Below are 17317 nucleotides of genomic sequence, written 5' to 3'. Positions count from 1 at the left end.
GGCCGATCCCATGGACAGCATCGACAACAAACAAACTCCCCTGCGCTGCGGTTTTGATGCCGCCACGACCGCCACCGAGGCGCTGGCCGGGCGCGACCTGTCCGGCATGCAGGCCATCGTCACGGGCGGCGCGTCGGGCCTGGGGCTGGAAACGGTGCGCGTGCTGGCCGGCGCCGGCGCCCTTGTGTTGGTGCCGGCGCGCGACCCGCATCAGGCGCAAGCGGCCCTGGATGGCACGGCCGGCGTGGAGGTCGCCGCGCTCGACCTGCTCGATCCGCAATCGATCGATGCCTTTGCCGCCGCCTTTCTTGCCACCGGCCGCGCCCTGCACGTGCTGGTCAACGGCGCCGGCATCATGGCCACGCCCTTGCGGCGCGATGCGCGCGGCTACGAGGGGCAGTTCGCGACGAATCACCTGGGGCATTTCCAGCTGACGGCACGCCTGTGGCCCGCCCTGCGGCAGGCGCGTGGCGCGCGCGTGGTGTGCGTGTCGTCGCTGGGGCACCGGCAGGCCGCCGTCGACCTGGATGACCCGCATTTCCTGCGCCAGCCGTACGATAAATGGCGCGCGTATGCGCAGTCAAAAAGCGCGAATGCCTTGTTTGCCGTGGAACTGGAGCGGCGCGGTGCGGCGCACGGCGTGCGCGCCTTCTCGCTGCATCCGGGCGCCATCCTGACGCCGCTGGTGCGTCATCTGGACCTCGATGACTTGCGCCGGGTCGGGGCGCTTGATGACGAGGGCCAGGTGAATCCGCCGCCGCAATCGGGTTTCAAGAGTGTGGCGCAGGGCGCCGCCACCGCCGTCTGGTGCGCCACCAGCGCGCAGCTCGAAGGTATGGGCGGCGTGTATTGCGAGGATTGCGACATCGCCGCCCTGGTGCCGGACGACAGCACGGGGCCGGGCGTGCGGCGCTGGGCGGCCGATCCCGCGCAGGCACGCCGGCTATGGGCGTTCAGCGAGCAGATGACGGGCGTGCGCTTCGATGGCGACGCGGCATAAAAAATGCCGGGCGATGCCCGGCATGTGCGAGGGCGGCGTGGCTTTACGCCTTGCCCGCCAGCTTGTCGACGACCGGCGCCAGCGCGGCCGGGCGGCAGCCGAAGGCGGCCAGGCGGCCCTGCGCATTGGGCGCCAGGTCCAGGTCGTAGGGCAGGCGGCCCGCCACCAGCCACAGTTTATCGTGCGGCAGGGCTTCGACCAGACGGCGCTGGCCGTCGACGAACATGGCGTTATACGTCTGCAGCACGATCTGCCGCGCGCCTTGCGCAAAGGCGATGGCTTCGTTGACCTCGTCGTCCAGCGCTTCGGCCGACAAGGCATATTCGCGCACGTCCAGACCCGCTTCGAGCAGGGCCGGCAGCATCGAGCTGCGCGCTTCCTTGTTGCGGCCCAGCGCCACTTCGTCGATTTCGCTGCGCGAGCGCACTTCCACCGTCAGCAGGGTCACGGGCAGGCTGGCGTCGAGCGGGCGGTAGTCGCCCTGCACGCGCAGGGCCGCTTTTTGCAGCAGTTGCGACAGGGCCATGGCGGCCGGCTGCATCAGCGCCGGCGGGGCGACGGGACGTGTGCGCCAGTCGCGCACGGCGCGGTTGCGCTTGAGTTCCGCCACGCGCGCACAAGCCGCGTCGATGCGGGAGATCGCAATGTCGCCGCGTTCCACGGCGGCGAGGACGGCCTCGATGGCCGCCGTCTGCTGCGCTTCGCGGTGCGAGATGAGGACGATATCGGCGCCCGCCTGCAGGGTGGCGATGGCGCCCTGGGCGATGCCCATGCCGTCGGCGATCGCCGCCATTTCCAGGCAATCGGTGATGACGACGCCCTTGTATTGCATTTCACCGCGCAGCAGGTCCGTCAGCACGCCCTTCGACAGGGTGGCGGGCACGCTGGTGTCGGCCTCGAAGGCGGGGAAGACCACGTGCGCCGTCATGATGGCGTCCACGCCGCCGGCGATGGCCGCGCGGAAGGGCGCCAGTTCCACGGCGCGCAGGCGTTCCTTGTCGTGCGGGACCAGCGCCATGGCGTAGTGCGTGTCGATGGCCGTGTCGCCGTGGCCGGGGAAGTGCTTGGCGGTGACGGCCACGCCGCTGGCGCGCTGGCCGCGCATGGCCGCCATGCCGTAGTCGATGACGGTGGCGGCATCTTCGCCATACGCGCGCACGCCGATGACGGGGTTGTTGCGGTTGTTGTTTACGTCCAGCACGGGGGCGAGCAGCATATTGATGCCCACCTGGCGCATTTCATCGCCGCTGATCTGGTTCATGCGCTCGCAATCTTCGATGGAGCCGGCCGCCTGGAAGGCCATCGCCGCGGGAATCGGCGTGACGCCCTGCTCGATGCGCATCACCATGCCGCCTTCCTGGTCGATGGAAATCAAGAGCGGGATGTCGGACACTTCCGCGTTGATCTCCTGCAGTTCGCGGCACAGGGCCGACACTTGCGCGGGCGTGTGTACGTTGCGGCGGAACAGGATCACGCCGCCCACTTTCTTGTTGCGTATCAAGGTCTTGATATGTTCGTCCGCCTGCAAGGCGTCGAAGCCCACCATGAACAACTGTCCTACTTTTTCGCGCAAACCCTGCTCCATGCTGCAACTCCTCCGGTATTGATTGTGACGACGGCATACGTATTCTGGCACCGTGGTGGCGCATCGTGGCGGTCACCGGAAAAGCTGCCTTGGTTTTGTACTTGTTTTGGTATTGTATTGGATTTGGGTTTTTGCGCAAGTGGTTATTAAGTGGTATTGCTCCACTTGCGCAAACACCGCATCAATCGAGGCGCTGGAACGACGCCGATTGCGCCTTGGGCCAGTACAGGCCGAACACGGGCGGCAGCTGCGGCAACTGGCTCGGGTCAAGCAGCTGGCCCGCTTCCAGGAAGGGCAGCAGGGCCGACGCCAGTTTCACCTGGTTCGGTGAGATGCGCCGCACCAGATGGTGCGGGCACAGTTCCTGCGGATGCGCCAGGCCGGCGGCGGCGATCAGTTCGGCCAGCGCCTTCATGGTGTTCTGGTGGAAGTGCGCCACGCGGGCGATTTTGTCGGATACCACCAGCGCGCGCTGGCGCTGCGGGTCTTGCGTGGCCACGCCCGTAGGGCAGCGGTCCGTGTGGCAGCTTTGCGACTGGATGCAGCCCAGCGCGAACATGAAGCCGCGCGCCGAATTGCACCAGTCAGCGCCCAGCGCCAGCAAGCGGGCGATGTCGAAGGCCGTGATGATCTTGCCCGAGCAGCCGATCTTGATCTTCGCGCGCAGGTTGGCGCCCACCAGCGTGTTATGCACGAGCACCAGCGCTTCCTGCAGCGGCGTGCCCACATGGTCCGTGAATTCCAGGGGCGCCGCGCCCGTGCCCCCTTCGCTGCCGTCGACGACGATGAAGTCGGGCGTGATGCCCGTTTCCAGCATGGCTTTCACGATGGCGAAAAATTCCCACGGGTGGCCGATGGCCAGCTTGAAGCCCGTCGGCTTGCCTCCGGAGAGATTGCGCAGGCGGTCGATAAAGTGCAGCATTTCCAGTGGCGTGGAAAAGGCGCTGTGCGCGGCCGGCGAGACGCAATCCTCGCCCACCATCACGCCGCGCGTGGTGGCGATCTCGATGGTCACTTTCGGGCCGGGCAGCACGCCGCCGTGGCCCGGCTTGGCGCCCTGCGACATTTTCAGCTCGATCATCTTGACCTGCTCCGAGCTGGCGTTGGCGATGAAGCGCTCTTCGGAAAACGTGCCGTCCTGGTTGCGGCAGCCGAAGTAGCCGGAGCCGATTTCCCACACCAGGTCGCCGCCGTTTTCGCGGTGGTAGGGGCTGATGCTGCCTTCGCCCGTGTCGTGCATGAAGCCGCCGCTGCGCGCGCCGCCGTTCAGGGCCAGGATGGCGTTGGCGGACAGGGCGCCAAAGCTCATCGCCGAGATATTGAAGACGCTGGCCGAATACGGCTTGGCGCGCGGGCAGTCCGGATGGTTGCCGATCTCGATGCGGAAGTCGTGGCCCGTGACCTTGGCGGGGGCGATGGAATGGTTGATCCATTCGTAGCCCGCTTCATACACGTCGAGCTGGGTGCCGAACGGGCGCTTGTCCGTCTGCTCCTTGGCGCGCTGGTAGACGATGCTGCGCTGGCTGCGCGAAAACGGCGTCGCCTCGCTGTCGCTTTCCAGGAAATACTGGCGGATTTCGGGGCGGATACTCTCAAAAAAGAAGCGGAAATGCGCGAGGATGGGGTAGTTGCGGCGCAGGGCGCGCTTCGTTTGCAGCAGGTCGCTGATGCCGACCAGGGTCAGCGCACCGGCCACCACAGGCAGCCAGTAATGGTCATAGTAAAACAGGGACAGGACAAAGATGGCTGCCGTCGCAATGAAGGTCAGGTAGCGAAATGGTACTAGGTGCATGGGCACTCCGGGGAAGTCAGACTGATAACTGATGAGTCTACCTTCGATTCGCGGAACGTGCTGGTGGGAAAGAACGCGGCGCCCGGTGGACGCCGCGTGGAGTGTTTAGCGCTGTGCGGCGCGGATGCGCTCGACGCGTTCGGCGCTGGCCGGATGGCTCGACAGGTAGGGCGTGCCTTCGTCCAGCTTGCCCAGGGCGACAAACACCTGCGCCAGGTGTTCCAGCGCGATGCCGTTCTGACGCAGCATGGCGATCGCGTAGTCGTCCGCCTCGCGCTCGACATCGCGCGAATACTTCAAGTCCAGCAGCAGCGGCGGCAAGGTCGCCACCACGGTCGAGACATCGCCGAACAGCAACGCCGCGCCGGCGCCCACGGCCGAGGTCTGGATCAGGCGGCGCGTCAGGTGGCGCTGCTGCAGATGCCCCAGTTCATGCGCCAGCACGCCCATGATGGCGTCGTCGTCCGGCATCAGTGCCACCATTTCATCGGTCAGCACGATGTCGCCGGACGGCAGGGCGAACGCGTTCGGGCCGATCTTGCTCTTGCGAAAAACGATGCGGTGCGCGGGCGCGCTGTCGCCGGGCGTGGCCAGGCGCGCGAAACGGGCGCGCAAGGCTTGCTGGCGCGCGCCATCGAGCTTGCTTGCTTCAAACACGTGACCGTCGAGGAAATCGAGCACGCCCTGGCCCAGCTGGCGCTCGACGGACTGGGGAATCGCATACGCGACGCCCTTCGCCACCACGGGCAGCAGGTACTGATAGCTGAGCCACAGGGCCAGCACGGTGGCGACCGTGGCCAGCAGGGCGCCGCGCCAGCTTTGCTGCAGCCGCACCACCCAGCCGTCGCGGTGGCCCGTTTCATGCAGCACGTCGTTGAAGGCCGCCTGGTCGGCGATCTCCAGGTAGGCGCCGTCGGGAAAACTGACTTTGCGCACGGCGTGGCTGCTGCGTTCGGACACGTGCAGCTCGCCCAGCGGGCAGCTGCGCTCGATGTCGCCGGCCAGCACGGCCATGCCATCGCGCACGCTGAGCGTGACGTGGTACAGGCGCGAGGTCTGGCCGTCGAAATAGCGCGCGGGCACGGGGGCCGCGCCCGGCGCGTGGTGATCGAGCGTCATGCTACAGCGACAGGTCGAAGTCCAGCAGATCGACCATGCCTTCGCCCGTGGCAGAGACTTGCTCGCCGGTGGCGGCGACGAAGGCGTCCAGGCTGCCGTGCACCAGCATCGACGTCGCTTCCAGGCGGTACTTCAGCCAGCGCACCTGGGCGAATGGCGAAAACAGGCCCAGGGTGACGACGATACCGAGCAGGTTGGTCAGCATGACGAAGGTGGTGCGGCCCCAGGTCAGCTGCGACTGGAACTGGTGCTGCTGCAGGCGCGTATGGTTCCAGATCAGGTTCTGGATCATGGTCAGGAACAGCGGCAGCACGATAAAGGCCCACGCATACAGGGCGGCCACGGCGCCGAAGATGCTGCCGGCCTTGGTGACATCGTTGGCGTTGGTGGCAAAGGCGGCGAAGACGCTGGCAAAGACGACAAAGATCAGGACCAGGAAACCGGCCAGCAGCAGGGCGAAGAACAGCAAATAGGTCTTGTAGAAGCTGCCCACCGTGGCGTCGAAGCTGAAATTGCTGCTGCCGAAGCGGCTCTGCGTGTGCTGGAAGCGCTTCAGGCGCTGGTGCAGGAATGGCGTCATCAGGCCAGCCGTGAAGGTGTTCAGGATCGGCAGCCACAGGAAGTATTTGTAGGCTTCCCTGGCGCTGCCGTCAAAGCCGAAGCGGATGCCGCGGTAGCTGGTGTTGTACAGCTTGAATTGCAGGCTTTTCCAGACCAGCCATGGCAGCACGGCCATCATCAGCACGAGCATGATCAGGCCGACGATGGGCGAGATCTGGAAGGCAATGTTGTAGCCGCCGATCAATACCACGGCCGCGATGCGGCCCTTCAGGATGGCGACGGCATTGCCGTGGTATTCGAAGCTGCTGCCAGCCAGGTGGGTGCTGGAATAGAAATAGCGGTTGCGGCGCACCTTGGCCCAGGCGGAATAAATGCCCAGGGTGACAATGCTCAGCAGCAGGTTGACGATCCAGATACGGAAGTATTCGCTGCCGGTGGCGCTGAAGGTAATGGCTTCGCGCTGGGGCGTAGTGTTGTTGGTGTCGAAATCCACGGGGGAGTTTCCTTACTTATTGGAAACAAAACAAGATAAGGGAATACTGATAAGTTATCAATTGAAAATACTGTTTTTCGCAATTTTTTTGGTGTATGGCCCCTGCCGCCGCGATTTTCCCGTCCCGGCTATACTGGGACTCAACCATTGCCAACGGAAATCGCCATGATCGTCGTCCACCATCTGAACAATTCGCGCTCGCAGCGCGTGCTCTGGCTGCTCGAGGAACTGGGCCTCGACTACGAGGTCAAGCGCTACCAGCGCGACCCGAAAACCATGCTGGCGCCCGCTTCGCTGAAGGCCGTGCATCCGCTGGGCAAGTCGCCCGTGATCACGGACGGCGCCAACACCATCGCCGAATCGGGCGCCATCATCGAGTACCTGGTCGAGCGCTACGGCAATGGCCGTCTGATACCGGCGGCGGGCACGCCCGAGAAGCTGCGCTGGACCTACTGGCTGCATTTCGCGGAAGGCTCGGCCATGCCGCCGCTGCTGATGAAGCTGGTGTTCGACAAGGTCGAATCGTCGCCGATGCCGTTTTTCGTCAAGCCGGTCGCGCGCGGCATCGCCAGCAAGGTCAAGAGCAGCTTCATTATGCCCAATATCAACAGCCAGCTGGCCTATATGGAAGCGGAACTGGAGAAAAGCAAATGGTTTGCTGGCAATGAATTCTCGGCGGCCGACATCCAGATGAGCTTTCCGCTGGAAGCGGCCGCCATGCGCGGCGGGCTCGACGAGCGCCTGCCGAAGCTGACGGCCTTCCTGCAGCGCATCCACGCGCGGCCGGCCTACCAGCGCGCCCTGGAACGGGGCGGGCCCTACGATTTCGCCAAATGAGGGGTATTCAAGGCCGATGTGCGGGGAACCATACGGTAAAATGATCGATTCAACCAGTATCCACTTACCGCATGGCCAGACTCCTCGCTATCGACGGCTTGAATATCGTACGCCGCGTCTACGAAGCCAGTCCTGAACCCGATTCCGACCTGAAGGCGGAGATCGCGCTGCGCCATGCGCTGTCGTCGTTTCGCACCCTCATCAACGACCACGAGCCGACGCACATCCTGCCGGCCTTCGACTTTGGCGGCCCGACGTGGCGCCACGCCCTGTATGCCGGCTACCGCGAGGGGCGCCAGCCCATGCCGCAGGTGCTGCGCGACGCCTTGCCCGGCTTTTACGCCACCCTGGCCAGCTTCGGCATGCACGTGGTCAGCATCCCCGAGGTCGAGGCCGACGACGTGATCGGCACGGCCGTCATGCGCTGGCTGCACGAGGGGCGCGGCGCGGCCGTCATCGCCACCACCGACAAGGATTTGCATGGCCTGATCGCCCACGGCGCGCTGGTATGGGACCATTTCAAGGGCATCTGGCACGACCACGCCTGGGTCGAGAAGAAGTTCGGCGTGCCGCCGGAATTGCTGCCCGACCTGCTGGCGCTGATGGGCGACGTCACCGACAGCATTCCCGGCGTGTCGAAGATCGGCCTGAAGACGGGCGCGAAACTGTTGCGCGCTTACGGCAATATCGACGCCGTGATGGCCGGCGCGGGCATTTTGCCCGGCGCGCTCGGTGAAAGCCTGCGAAAAGAGCGGGAAATACTGTATCTTTCAAGAAAGTTGGTCGAACTCAAGACGGACGTGACGTTGGGCGTCACCTGGAACAAGCTGGCGTGGGAAAAGTAGAGCGCCCAAAAAAAAGCTCATGGCGTTGTTGCCTTGCCTCGTCGTACATTCGTACTGCCTTCGGCAACGCGCCTAGCCCTGAGCATTTTGATGGGCGCTCTCTGAGTGGAACTCGCAATAGAAAATCAAGCAAGGGAAGTAATCATGATGTTAAAGACAGTCCTGATCGATAGCAGCGCCGTGGCGCGCGGCCTGCTGAACACGGTCCTGACCGATGGCGGCTACGATGTCTGCGGGCAGACGCATACGAGCGCGCTGGGACTGGCGCTGCTGGTCAAGCACCATCCGCATTTCGTCTGCATCGCGCGCGAGCAGGTGGAAGACGGGACGAATGTGGTGCAAACCATCCGCGCCCAGTATCCGAAGACGCTCATCTTCATGGTCTCGGGCGGCATCGATGCCGCCTCGCTGCAGGCGGCCCACGCGATGGGCGTGTCGGGCTTCATCGTGAAACCGTTCATGGCCGACACGGTCCTGAAAACCGTGCGCAATACGGTGATCGCGATGGTGCGCAAGCAGCAGCAGGCGCTTGCTGCCGCTGCGAAAGACACCTGATAAAATCTACTGCGCGTCGCGATTTGCGGCCGGCGATGCTCACTGTACTAAAGTACAGTTGCGCTTCTCGGCCACAACTCACTGCCGCTCGCTACGATTTTCTCAGGTGTTGTTATTAAGTTGGATTGGTAAAAATCTACTTAACCAAGCTAACTTTAGGCCAGGCCCGTCGCGCTGGCGATGATGCCGCCGCCGAGGCACACGTCGCCGTCGTACAGCACGGCCGACTGGCCCGGCGTGACGGCCCATTGCGCCTGGTCGAAGGCCAGGCCGAAGTGTTCATTTCCATCCGGCAGCAGCTGGCAAGCCACGTCGGCCTGGCGGTAGCGCGTCTTGGCGCTCAAGGCGCCCGCCTGCGGCGCCGTGCCGGCGACCCAGCTGGCCTGATCGGCCGTCAACGATGGGGACAGCAGCCACGGGTGGTCGTGGCCCTGCACCACCCACAGGGTGTTGTTGGCGATATCCTTGCGCGCCACATACCAGGCGTCGCTGCTGCCGTCCGCATTCTGGTACGACTTCACGCCGCCGATGCCGATGCCCTTGCGCTGGCCCAGGGTATAAAAACTCAATCCCACGTGTTCGCCCACGGTCTTGCCGTCGGCCGTCTTCATCGGGCCCGGCTTGTACGACAGGTAGCGGTTCAAGAATTCGCGGAACGGGCGCTCGCCAATAAAGCAGATACCCGTCGAATCCTTCTTCTGCGCGTTCGGCAGCGCCAGTTTTTCGGCGATTTGGCGCACTTGCGTCTTCGGGATTTCACCGAGCGGAAACAGGGTCTTGGACAACTGCGCCTGGTTCAGGCGGTGCAGGAAGTAGCTCTGGTCCTTGCTGGCGTCGACGGCTTTGAGCAGTTCATAACGGCCCGCGTCGGTCGGAGCCTGGCGCACGCGCGCATAGTGGCCGGTGGCGATCAGGTCGGCGCCCAGGGTCATGGCGTGGTCGAGGAAGGCCTTGAACTTGATTTCGGCGTTGCACAGCACGTCCGGATTCGGCGTGCGTCCGGCCTGGTACTCGCGCAGAAAATCGGCGAACACGCGGTCCTTGTATTCGGAGGCGAAATTGACGGCTTCGATATCGACGCCGATGACGTCGGCCACGCTGGCCGCGTCGATCCAGTCCTGGCGCGTGGAGCAGTATTCCGAATCGTCGTCATCTTCCCAGTTTTTCATGAACAGGCCGATGACTTCATAGCCTTGTTCCTTCAGCATCCATGCCGCGACCGAGGAATCGACCCCGCCTGACATGCCGATAACGACTTTCTTCTTGCTCATCTTGCTTTCCAGTGTACTTTAGATAATATTGCTATGCGCTATTGAAAACGGACGCATGCGTGTGCAGCAAGGCCAGCGGCGCGCGCCGGCCGGCCAGGTATTCGTCCACGCACTGCAGCACCAGCGGGCTGCGGTGGCGCTCCTGGCACGCCGCCAGCTCGTCGCGCGTCATCCACAGGGTGCGGATGATGCCTTCGTCCAGCGGGCGGTCGTGCTCGGCGCCGGCCGTGCCGCAAAAGGTGAAGCGCAGATAGGTCACGTCCTCGCCCGTGCGCAGTGACTGGTAGCGCGACATGTACATGCCGACCAGTGCCGTGGGGATGAAATCGTAGGCCGCTTCTTCCAGCGTTTCGCGGATCACCGCCTGCTCCAGCGACTCGAACGGGTCGAGGTGGCCGGCCGGCTGGTTGAGCTTGATGCCTTCGCTGGTCTCTTCTTCAATCAGTAAAAACAGGCCATCGCGCTCGACGATGGCGGCCACGGTGACAGAGGGTTTCCAGATTCTCGGCATGATTCCATCCTTGAAAGAGCCGACATTTTATCTTGTTCTGCGCGCGCGGTTTGAAGCCGGCCTTTTGTTGCGCGGACATATTGATAAATGACAACGTTTTAGCAAATAGCGGTGGGAGGTACTTACGTCTTTCCCGGGGAGCACACTAGCATGGGGGCTTAGTTGGCAAGATGGCAGGAAGCGCCCGCTAATATAGGCTTTCCCTGTAGTCAAAACAAGCGCGCACGCTTGCTCGACTGTGGTGAGATTGACACACCTTTCCCACAATATGGGCGCCGCGCCGCATGGTGAAACAAATCATGGATGCGGATGAAATTAGTGTCGTACGACTAAAAGTTGCTGCTTCACAAACGTTTAACGCACTGCTTTCCGTGTTAGATTCTAGTCAGTTTATCAATTAGCGGAGGCATCATGAGGATAGGCATACCGGCCGAAACACGGCCTGGTGAAACCCGGGTGGCAGCCACGCCCGAGACAGTCAAGAAGCTAGCAGCCAAGCATCAAGTCGTCGTGCAGTCGGGGGCGGGCCTGCAAGCCTCGATTCCCGACGACGCGTATGCCGCCGCCGGCGCGCAGATCGGTACCGCCCAGGAAGCCTATGGCTGCGCCATCGTGCTCAAGGTGCGCGCCCCCGATGCCGGTGAGCGGGCCCTGATGGCCAGCGGCACGGTGCTGATCGGCATGTTGAACCCGTTTGACGCGGACAATATCGCCGCCATGGCCACGGCCGGCCTGTCCGCCTTCGCCCTGGAAGCTGTGCCGCGCATCACGCGCGCGCAGTCGATGGACGTGCTGTCGTCGCAGGCGAACATCGCCGGCTACAAGGCCGTGCTGGTGGCCGCGAATACCTACCAGCGCTTCATGCCCATGCTGATGACGGCGGCCGGCACCGTCAAGGCGGCCCGCGTGCTGATCATGGGCGTGGGCGTGGCAGGTTTGCAGGCGATCGCCACGGCCAAGCGCCTTGGCGCCGTCATCGAGGCGTCCGACGTGCGCCCGCCCGTCAAGGAGCAGGTGGAGTCGCTGGGCGCCAAGTTCCTCGACGTGCCCTTCCTCACCGATGAAGAAAAGGAAATCGCCAAGGGCTCGGGCGGCTATGCGCGCGCCATGCCGGCCGACTGGATGCGCCGTCAGGCCGAACTGGTGCACGAACGGGCGAAACTGGCCGACATCATCATCACCACGGCCCTGATCCCCGGCCGCGCCGCGCCCGTGCTTATTTCCGAAGAGACGGTGAAAGCCATGAAACCGGGTTCTGTCATCGTCGACCTGGCCGTCGAGCAGGGCGGCAACTGCCCCCTGTCCGAGCTGGGCAAGACGGTCGTCAAGCACGGCGTGTATATCGTCGGCGAGCCGAACCTGGCGACCCTGGTGGCGGCCGATGCCTCGGCCCTGTATGCGCGCAACGTGCTGGACTTTTTAAAGCTCATCATCGACAAGGACGATCAATTGCTGATCGACCGCGAGGATGAAATCATCAAGGCCAGCCTGGTTTGCGCGGGCAATGACATCCTCAGAAAATAACGCGGCGCCGGAGAAAACAACATCATGGAAATCAGTCACACCATCACCAACCTGATCATCTTCGTGCTGGCCATTTATGTCGGCTACCACGTCGTCTGGACCGTCACGCCGGCGCTGCATACGCCGCTGATGGCCGTCACCAATGCCATTTCCGCCATCATCATCGTCGGCGCCATGCTGGCGGCCGGCCTGACCGATGGCCCGCTGGCGCAAGTGGCCGGCACGCTGGCCGTGGCGCTCGCCGCCGTCAATGTGTTTGGCGGCTTCCTCGTCACGCAGCGCATGCTCGAGATGTTCCGTAAAAAAGAACCGAAGGCCAAGCAAGGAGCAAAAGAATGAGTCACGCCATGAGCTTCGTCACCATGAACCTGGTGACGATGATGTACCTGATCGCCTCGGTGTGCTTCATCCAGGCCCTGAAAGGCCTGTCGTCGCCATCGACGGCGCGCCGCGGCAATGCCTTCGGCATGAGCGGCATGGCCATTGCCGCCGTCACCACCGTCGCGCTGATCCTGAAACTGAAGGAGCAGCAGACGGGCGGCATGGGCCTGACCCTCGTCCTCATCGGCATCGTCACGGGCGGCGCCATCGGCGCCTACCTGGCGAAAACCGTGGAAATGACGAAGATGCCGGAACTGGTGGCGGCCATGCACTCGCTGATCGGCCTGGCGGCCGTCTGCATCGCCGTGGCGGCCGTGTCGGAACCGTGGGCCTTCAATATCGCGAAACACGGCGAGGCGCTGCCCATCGGTAACCGCTTCGAACTGTTCATCGGCACCTTCGTCGGCGCCATCACGTTCTCCGGTTCCGTGATCGCCTTCGGCAAGCTGTCGGGCAAATACAAGTTCCGCCTGTTCCAGGGCGCGCCCGTCAGCTTCAAGGGCCAGCACATGCTCAACCTGGTGCTGGCGCTGGTGATGGTGGGCCTGGGCCTGGCGTTCTGCTTCGCCGATGGCGTCGAACCGGCCTGGACGCCGTTCGTCATCATGGCCCTCATCGCCTTCGCGCTGGGCGTGCTGATCATCATCCCCATCGGCGGCGCCGACATGCCGGTGGTGGTGTCGATGCTCAACAGTTACTCGGGCTGGGCCGCGGCCGGCATCGGCTTTTCGCTGAATAACTCGATGCTGATCATCGCCGGTTCATTGGTCGGTTCGTCCGGCGCGATCCTGTCGTACATCATGTGCAAGGCCATGAATCGCTCGTTCTTCAACGTCATCCTGGGCGGCTTCGGCGGCGATGCGCCGGCGGCCGGCGCGGCCGGCGCGCAGGAACAGCGCCCGGTCAAATCCGGTTCGGCCGACGATGCCGCCTTCATCATGAGCAATGCGGAAACCGTCATCATCGTGCCTGGCTACGGCCTGGCCGTGGCGCGCGCGCAGCACTCGCTGAAGGAGCTGGTGGAAAAGCTCACGCACAAGGGCATCACCGTCAAGTACGCGATCCACCCCGTGGCGGGGCGCATGCCGGGCCACATGAACGTGCTGCTGGCCGAAGCCGAGGTGCCGTACGACCAGGTCTTCGAGATGGAAGACATCAACGGCGAATTCGGCCAGACGGACGTGGTGCTGGTGCTGGGCGCGAACGACGTCGTCAACCCGGCGGCGAAGGACCCGAAATCGCCGATCGCCGGCATGCCGATCCTCGAAGCCTATAAGGCCAAGAGCATCATCGTCAACAAGCGCTCGATGGCGTCCGGCTATGCGGGTCTGGACAACGACCTGTTCTACCAGCCGAACACGATGATGGTGTTTGGCGACGCCAAGAAGGTGATCGAGGATATGGTCAAGGCCATCGAGTAAAGTCTCTCGGTGCTGAAGGAGCGGCCCGCCTTGCGCGGGCCGTTTTTATTGGGCGGCCGCTGCGGCGACGACTTTATTGCGTCCCTGGTGCTTGGCCGCGTACAGGGCCTTGTCCGCTTCCGACATGGCCGCGTCCAGGCTGGCGCCGGCCGTCAGGGAGGCCACGCCGATGCTGATGGTCACCTGCAGCGAGCCGCCGTCGGGCAGCACGGTGACCGCCGCCGCCACGGCTGCGCGGATGCGCTCGGCCACCTGGTGCGCCTGCCGCAGGCTGGCGTCGGGGAACAGCAGGCCGAACTCCTCGCCGCCGAGGCGCGCCGCCACGTCGGTGATGCGTCCCGTGTCGCGCAGCGCCTGCGCCACCGTGCGCAGCACGGCGTCGCCCACGGCATGGCCATAGCGGTCGTTGATCTTCTTGAAATGGTCGAGATCGGCCACGCCCACGGTCAGGGCGGCGCCGCTGCGCGCCGCGCGCGCCATCGCCTGCGCGGCTTGCGCTTCATAGGCGCGCCGGTTGGGCAGCGACGTCAGCGCATCGTGCAGCGCCTGCTGTTCCAGCTGCGCCAGCAGGCTGGCATTCTTTGCCGCCAGTTCGCGCCGTTCGCGCACGTCGAGCAAGAAGGCGCCGAAATAGCGCATGCCGTCGACCACGCCCAGGTCCAGCGCCTTCATTTCGATGGGAATCATCTGCGTGTCGCGGTGGCGGATGGCGAATTCGCGTATCTTGCCCAGCACGCTGGACGTGCGCGAGCTGCGGATGTAGTTGATCACATGGTTGTCGTGCTGCGCGCCGACGGCGTCGGGCAGCAGGCCGTTCAGGGTCTGGCCCAGCAGTTCCCCGCTGGCATAGCCCGACAGCGCCTGCATGGCGCCATTGATATAGCGGATGCGGCAATGTTCATCGATGATGATGACGGCGTCGAGGGCGTCTTCCAGCAGGCGGGAAAAAAGCACTTCGGGAAGAGCTGCAGGCGGTGCTGCGGGCAATGCATCTGTCATGGAACGGTCGCCAAAAACCAGGTGACAGCCATTGTCGCATCCGCAGGCCGTTTACTCCATGCCGGATATGTTCCCTGTTTCTTTTTCGCCCGTGCTCTTTCCTTATTGATAAGGCTCAGCGGCGGCCGTACATCATCAGTTCCGCCAGGCTCTTGCGCGCCGGGCGGAAGGCGTCCAGCAAGCCCAGCGACAGGCCCAGCAAGCTTTGCGTGGGGGCGCTGCCCGTGAAGATGCGCGCCATGGTGTCGGTGACGCGCACGGTCAGCCCCCGGTCGGCCTGGCGCAGGCTGGCGTAGCGTTCCAGCGCTGCGGGGCTGCTGTCCTGCGCCAGTACGCGGGCCAGCACGGCGGCGTCGCGCAAGCCCAGGTTCAGGCCTTGTCCCGCCACCGGGTGCAGGGTTTGCGCCGCGTTGCCGATGGCGACCGTGCGCGCCGTGCCGTTCGCCTGCGCGTTCAGGCCCAGCGGATAGGCCAGGCGCGCCGTCGTGTGCGTAAAACGTCCCAGGCGGCTGCCGAAGGCGGCGCCCAGGCGGGCCAGGAAGGCAGCGTCGTCCAGGGCCAGCAATTGTTCCGCGCGCGTGGGCGGCACGCACCACACCAGCGCGTAGCCGTCGTCCTGCGGCAGCAGGGCCAGCGGACCCTCATCGGTAAAGCGCTCGTACGCGCGGTGGGCGATGGGGCTACTTGTGCGCACATGGGCAATGATGGCGCTTTGGCCATAATCGCGGCTGACGGCGCGTTCCGTCTGCTGGCCGAACAGGCCGCCCTCGGCCTGCACCAGCAGGCTGGCGCGCAAGCTCGACGGGGCGCCCGCCTGGTCGATCTGCACGGACACGCCATCGGCATCCTCCGCGCTGCCCGTCACCAGCGCCGGGCGCAGGCTGGCCACGCCCAGGCGCTCGCACACGTCGGCCAGCGCGCTGACGACGGCGCCGTAACGGGCCACGTAGCCGAGCGCCTCGACGCCATGCTCGCCGCGGTCCATCAGGCTGCGCCCGAACTGGCCGCGGCGCGACACGTGGATCTGGTGGATAGGCGTCGCCTCGACGGGCCAGGCACCCGCTTCTTCGAGTATCTGGCGGCTGCCGTGCGACAGGGCGATGGTGCGCGGGTCGCGCCTGGCCTGCTCGATGGATTTGGCGTCGAGCAGGGCGATGCCGGCGGCGCGGCTGCCGCGCTGCACCAGCAGGGCAGCCAGGGCCATGCCGACGGGGCCGGCGCCGCAGATGGCGAGATCGAAAGTGGACGGTGTATGCATGCGGCGGGGTTAATCCTGTGACATCAGTTGTTCGATTTCAGCGACGCTCCTGGGCGCCGTGCTGAAGACTTCATGGCCTTGCGGCGTGACCAGCACATCGTCTTCGATGCGGATGCCCGTGTGCCAGAACTGCTCCGGCACGCCCGCGCCGGGACGCACGTAGATGCCCGGTTCCACCGTCAGCACCATGCCCGGTGCCAAAGCGCGCCATGGCTTGCCGGGCGCGTCCGTGTCGCGGTAGGCACCCACGTCGTGCACGTCCATGCCCAGCCAGTGGCTGGTGCCGTGCATGTAGAAGGGCATATAGGCCTTGTCGGCGATGACGTCCTGCGCGCTGCCGCTTTTTTGCCGCTCCAGCAAGCCCAGGTCCAGCATGCCCTGCGCCAGCACCTGCACGGCTGCCTCGTGGATGGCGCTGTGCGGCAAGCCGGGGCGCACCATGTCCAGCGCCGCCTGCTGCGCGGCCAGCACCAGCTCGTACAGCGCCCGCTGCGGGCCGCTGAAACGGCCGTTGACAGGATACGTGCGCGTGATGTCGGAGGCGTAGCCATCGAATTCGCAGCCGGCGTCGATCAAGACCAGCTCGCCGTCTTTCAATACCGTATTGTTGGCGCTGTAGTGCAGGATACAGGCGTTGCCGCCACCCGCCACGATGGAGGAATAGGCGGGGAACTGGGCGCCGCTGCGGCGAAATTCGTACAGCAGCTCCGCTTCGAGCGCATATTCGTGCATGCCGGGCCGCGTGGCGCGCATGGCGCGTGCGTGGGCCGCGCTGGAAATGGCGGCGGCGCGGCGCATCAGCTGCTGTTCTTCTGGGTCTTTCAGCAGGCGCATGGCGTCGAGCATGCCGTTGAGCTCAATTGCCATGGCGGGCGCCGTGATGCCGCTGCGGGCCTTTTGCCGCACATTGTGCCGCCAGACCTTGACCTGCGCATCGAGGCTGCCGCCCAGCGCATAGTAGATGGCGGGGGAGTCGGCCAGCAGGCGCGTCATTTCCACGTCGAGTTCCTCGATGGGGAAGGCGGCGTCAAAACCGAAGCTGGCGCGCGCCGCCTCAGGGCCATGGCGGAAACCGTCCCAGATTTCGCGCTCCGTATTCTTGGCGCGGCAAAACAGGATGGCGCGCGCGGGCGCGGGGGGGGGGGGGGGAACCAAAACCCAAACA

Annotated in this window: 16 protein-coding genes; 7 read left to right on the top strand and 9 right to left on the bottom strand. The window is 64.6% G+C overall.

Annotated features, from left to right (window positions below; translation table 11 throughout):
- The first annotated feature begins 19 nt into the window (after positions 1-19).
- Positions 20-1000, top strand: a complete 981-nt coding sequence (locus AC1RJW_RS11900; protein WP_493045166.1) for an oxidoreductase — start codon at positions 20-22, stop codon at positions 998-1000.
- Between the two features lie 43 nt (positions 1001-1043).
- On the opposite strand, the gene nagZ is transcribed toward AC1RJW_RS11900, so the two are convergent.
- The 4 genes from nagZ to AC1RJW_RS11880 all read right to left on the bottom strand — a co-directional run bounded on the left by nagZ (position 1044) and on the right by AC1RJW_RS11880 (position 6550).
- Positions 1044-2585 (bottom strand): beta-N-acetylhexosaminidase, encoded by a 1542-nt coding sequence (gene nagZ / locus AC1RJW_RS11895; RefSeq protein ID WP_493045079.1) that lies wholly within the window; start codon positions 2583-2585, stop codon positions 1044-1046.
- A 181-nt stretch (positions 2586-2766) separates the two neighbouring features.
- On the bottom strand, positions 2767-4377 hold the full coding sequence (locus AC1RJW_RS11890) for an FMN-binding glutamate synthase family protein (RefSeq protein ID WP_493045078.1): 1611 nt from the start codon (positions 4375-4377) through the stop codon (positions 2767-2769).
- A 105-nt stretch (positions 4378-4482) separates the two neighbouring features.
- Positions 4483-5496: a M48 family metallopeptidase gene (locus tag AC1RJW_RS11885; protein ID WP_493045077.1), complete on the bottom strand. Its 1014-nt coding sequence runs from the start codon at positions 5494-5496 to the stop codon at positions 4483-4485.
- Position 5497: 1 nt separating this feature from the next.
- Positions 5498-6550, bottom strand: a complete 1053-nt coding sequence (locus AC1RJW_RS11880; protein WP_493045076.1) for a YjgN family protein — start codon at positions 6548-6550, stop codon at positions 5498-5500.
- A 165-nt stretch (positions 6551-6715) separates the two neighbouring features.
- Here AC1RJW_RS11880 and AC1RJW_RS11875 point away from each other — a divergent pair, with 165 nt between their 5' ends.
- The 3 genes from AC1RJW_RS11875 to AC1RJW_RS11865 all read left to right on the top strand — a co-directional run bounded on the left by AC1RJW_RS11875 (position 6716) and on the right by AC1RJW_RS11865 (position 8787).
- Positions 6716-7387, top strand: a complete 672-nt coding sequence (locus tag AC1RJW_RS11875) for a glutathione S-transferase (RefSeq protein ID WP_493045075.1) — start codon at positions 6716-6718, stop codon at positions 7385-7387.
- 71 nt (positions 7388-7458) lie between these two features.
- On the top strand, positions 7459-8232 hold the full coding sequence (locus AC1RJW_RS11870) for a 5'-3' exonuclease (RefSeq protein ID WP_086138692.1): 774 nt from the start codon (positions 7459-7461) through the stop codon (positions 8230-8232).
- Between the two features lie 147 nt (positions 8233-8379).
- Positions 8380-8787: a response regulator gene (locus tag AC1RJW_RS11865; protein ID WP_086144753.1), complete on the top strand. Its 408-nt coding sequence runs from the start codon at positions 8380-8382 to the stop codon at positions 8785-8787.
- 155 nt (positions 8788-8942) lie between these two features.
- Here AC1RJW_RS11865 and mnmA read toward each other — a convergent pair whose 3' ends face one another.
- Both mnmA and AC1RJW_RS11855 read right to left on the bottom strand, forming a co-directional pair.
- The gene (gene mnmA / locus AC1RJW_RS11860) at positions 8943-10058 is read right to left on the bottom strand and encodes a tRNA 2-thiouridine(34) synthase MnmA (protein ID WP_493045074.1); all 1116 of its coding nucleotides are present in this window, start codon (positions 10056-10058) and stop codon (positions 8943-8945) included.
- Between the two features lie 31 nt (positions 10059-10089).
- Positions 10090-10569, bottom strand: a complete 480-nt coding sequence (locus AC1RJW_RS11855) for an NUDIX hydrolase (RefSeq protein ID WP_010401817.1) — start codon at positions 10567-10569, stop codon at positions 10090-10092.
- A 411-nt stretch (positions 10570-10980) separates the two neighbouring features.
- On the opposite strand from AC1RJW_RS11855, the gene AC1RJW_RS11850 reads away from it, so the two are divergent.
- The 3 genes from AC1RJW_RS11850 to AC1RJW_RS11840 are packed head-to-tail and all read left to right on the top strand — an operon-like array spanning position 10981 to position 13895.
- Positions 10981-12093, top strand: a complete 1113-nt coding sequence (locus tag AC1RJW_RS11850) for a Re/Si-specific NAD(P)(+) transhydrogenase subunit alpha (RefSeq protein WP_099411321.1) — start codon at positions 10981-10983, stop codon at positions 12091-12093.
- Positions 12094-12117: 24 nt separating this feature from the next.
- Positions 12118-12432, top strand: coding sequence for an NAD(P) transhydrogenase subunit alpha part 2 (locus tag AC1RJW_RS11845; RefSeq protein ID WP_034745644.1), 315 nt, complete (start codon positions 12118-12120; stop codon positions 12430-12432).
- 8 nt (positions 12433-12440) lie between these two features.
- Positions 12441-13895, top strand: a complete 1455-nt coding sequence (locus AC1RJW_RS11840; protein ID WP_493045164.1) for an NAD(P)(+) transhydrogenase (Re/Si-specific) subunit beta — start codon at positions 12441-12443, stop codon at positions 13893-13895.
- A 45-nt stretch (positions 13896-13940) separates the two neighbouring features.
- On the opposite strand, the gene AC1RJW_RS11835 is transcribed toward AC1RJW_RS11840, so the two are convergent.
- The 3 genes from AC1RJW_RS11835 to AC1RJW_RS11825 all read right to left on the bottom strand — a co-directional run.
- The gene (locus AC1RJW_RS11835; protein ID WP_493045073.1) at positions 13941-14894 is read right to left on the bottom strand and encodes a GGDEF domain-containing protein; all 954 of its coding nucleotides are present in this window, start codon (positions 14892-14894) and stop codon (positions 13941-13943) included.
- A 115-nt stretch (positions 14895-15009) separates the two neighbouring features.
- Positions 15010-16152, bottom strand: a complete 1143-nt coding sequence (locus tag AC1RJW_RS11830; RefSeq protein ID WP_493045072.1) for a UbiH/UbiF/VisC/COQ6 family ubiquinone biosynthesis hydroxylase — start codon at positions 16150-16152, stop codon at positions 15010-15012.
- A 9-nt stretch (positions 16153-16161) separates the two neighbouring features.
- Positions 16162-17317, bottom strand: a 1156-nt coding sequence (locus AC1RJW_RS11825) for an aminopeptidase P N-terminal domain-containing protein (protein WP_493045071.1), incomplete at its 5' end; no start/stop codon positions are given.

The organism is Janthinobacterium sp. GW822-FHT07A03, assembly GCF_058798815.1.
This window is presented reverse-complemented; position numbering and strand designations above follow the sequence as displayed.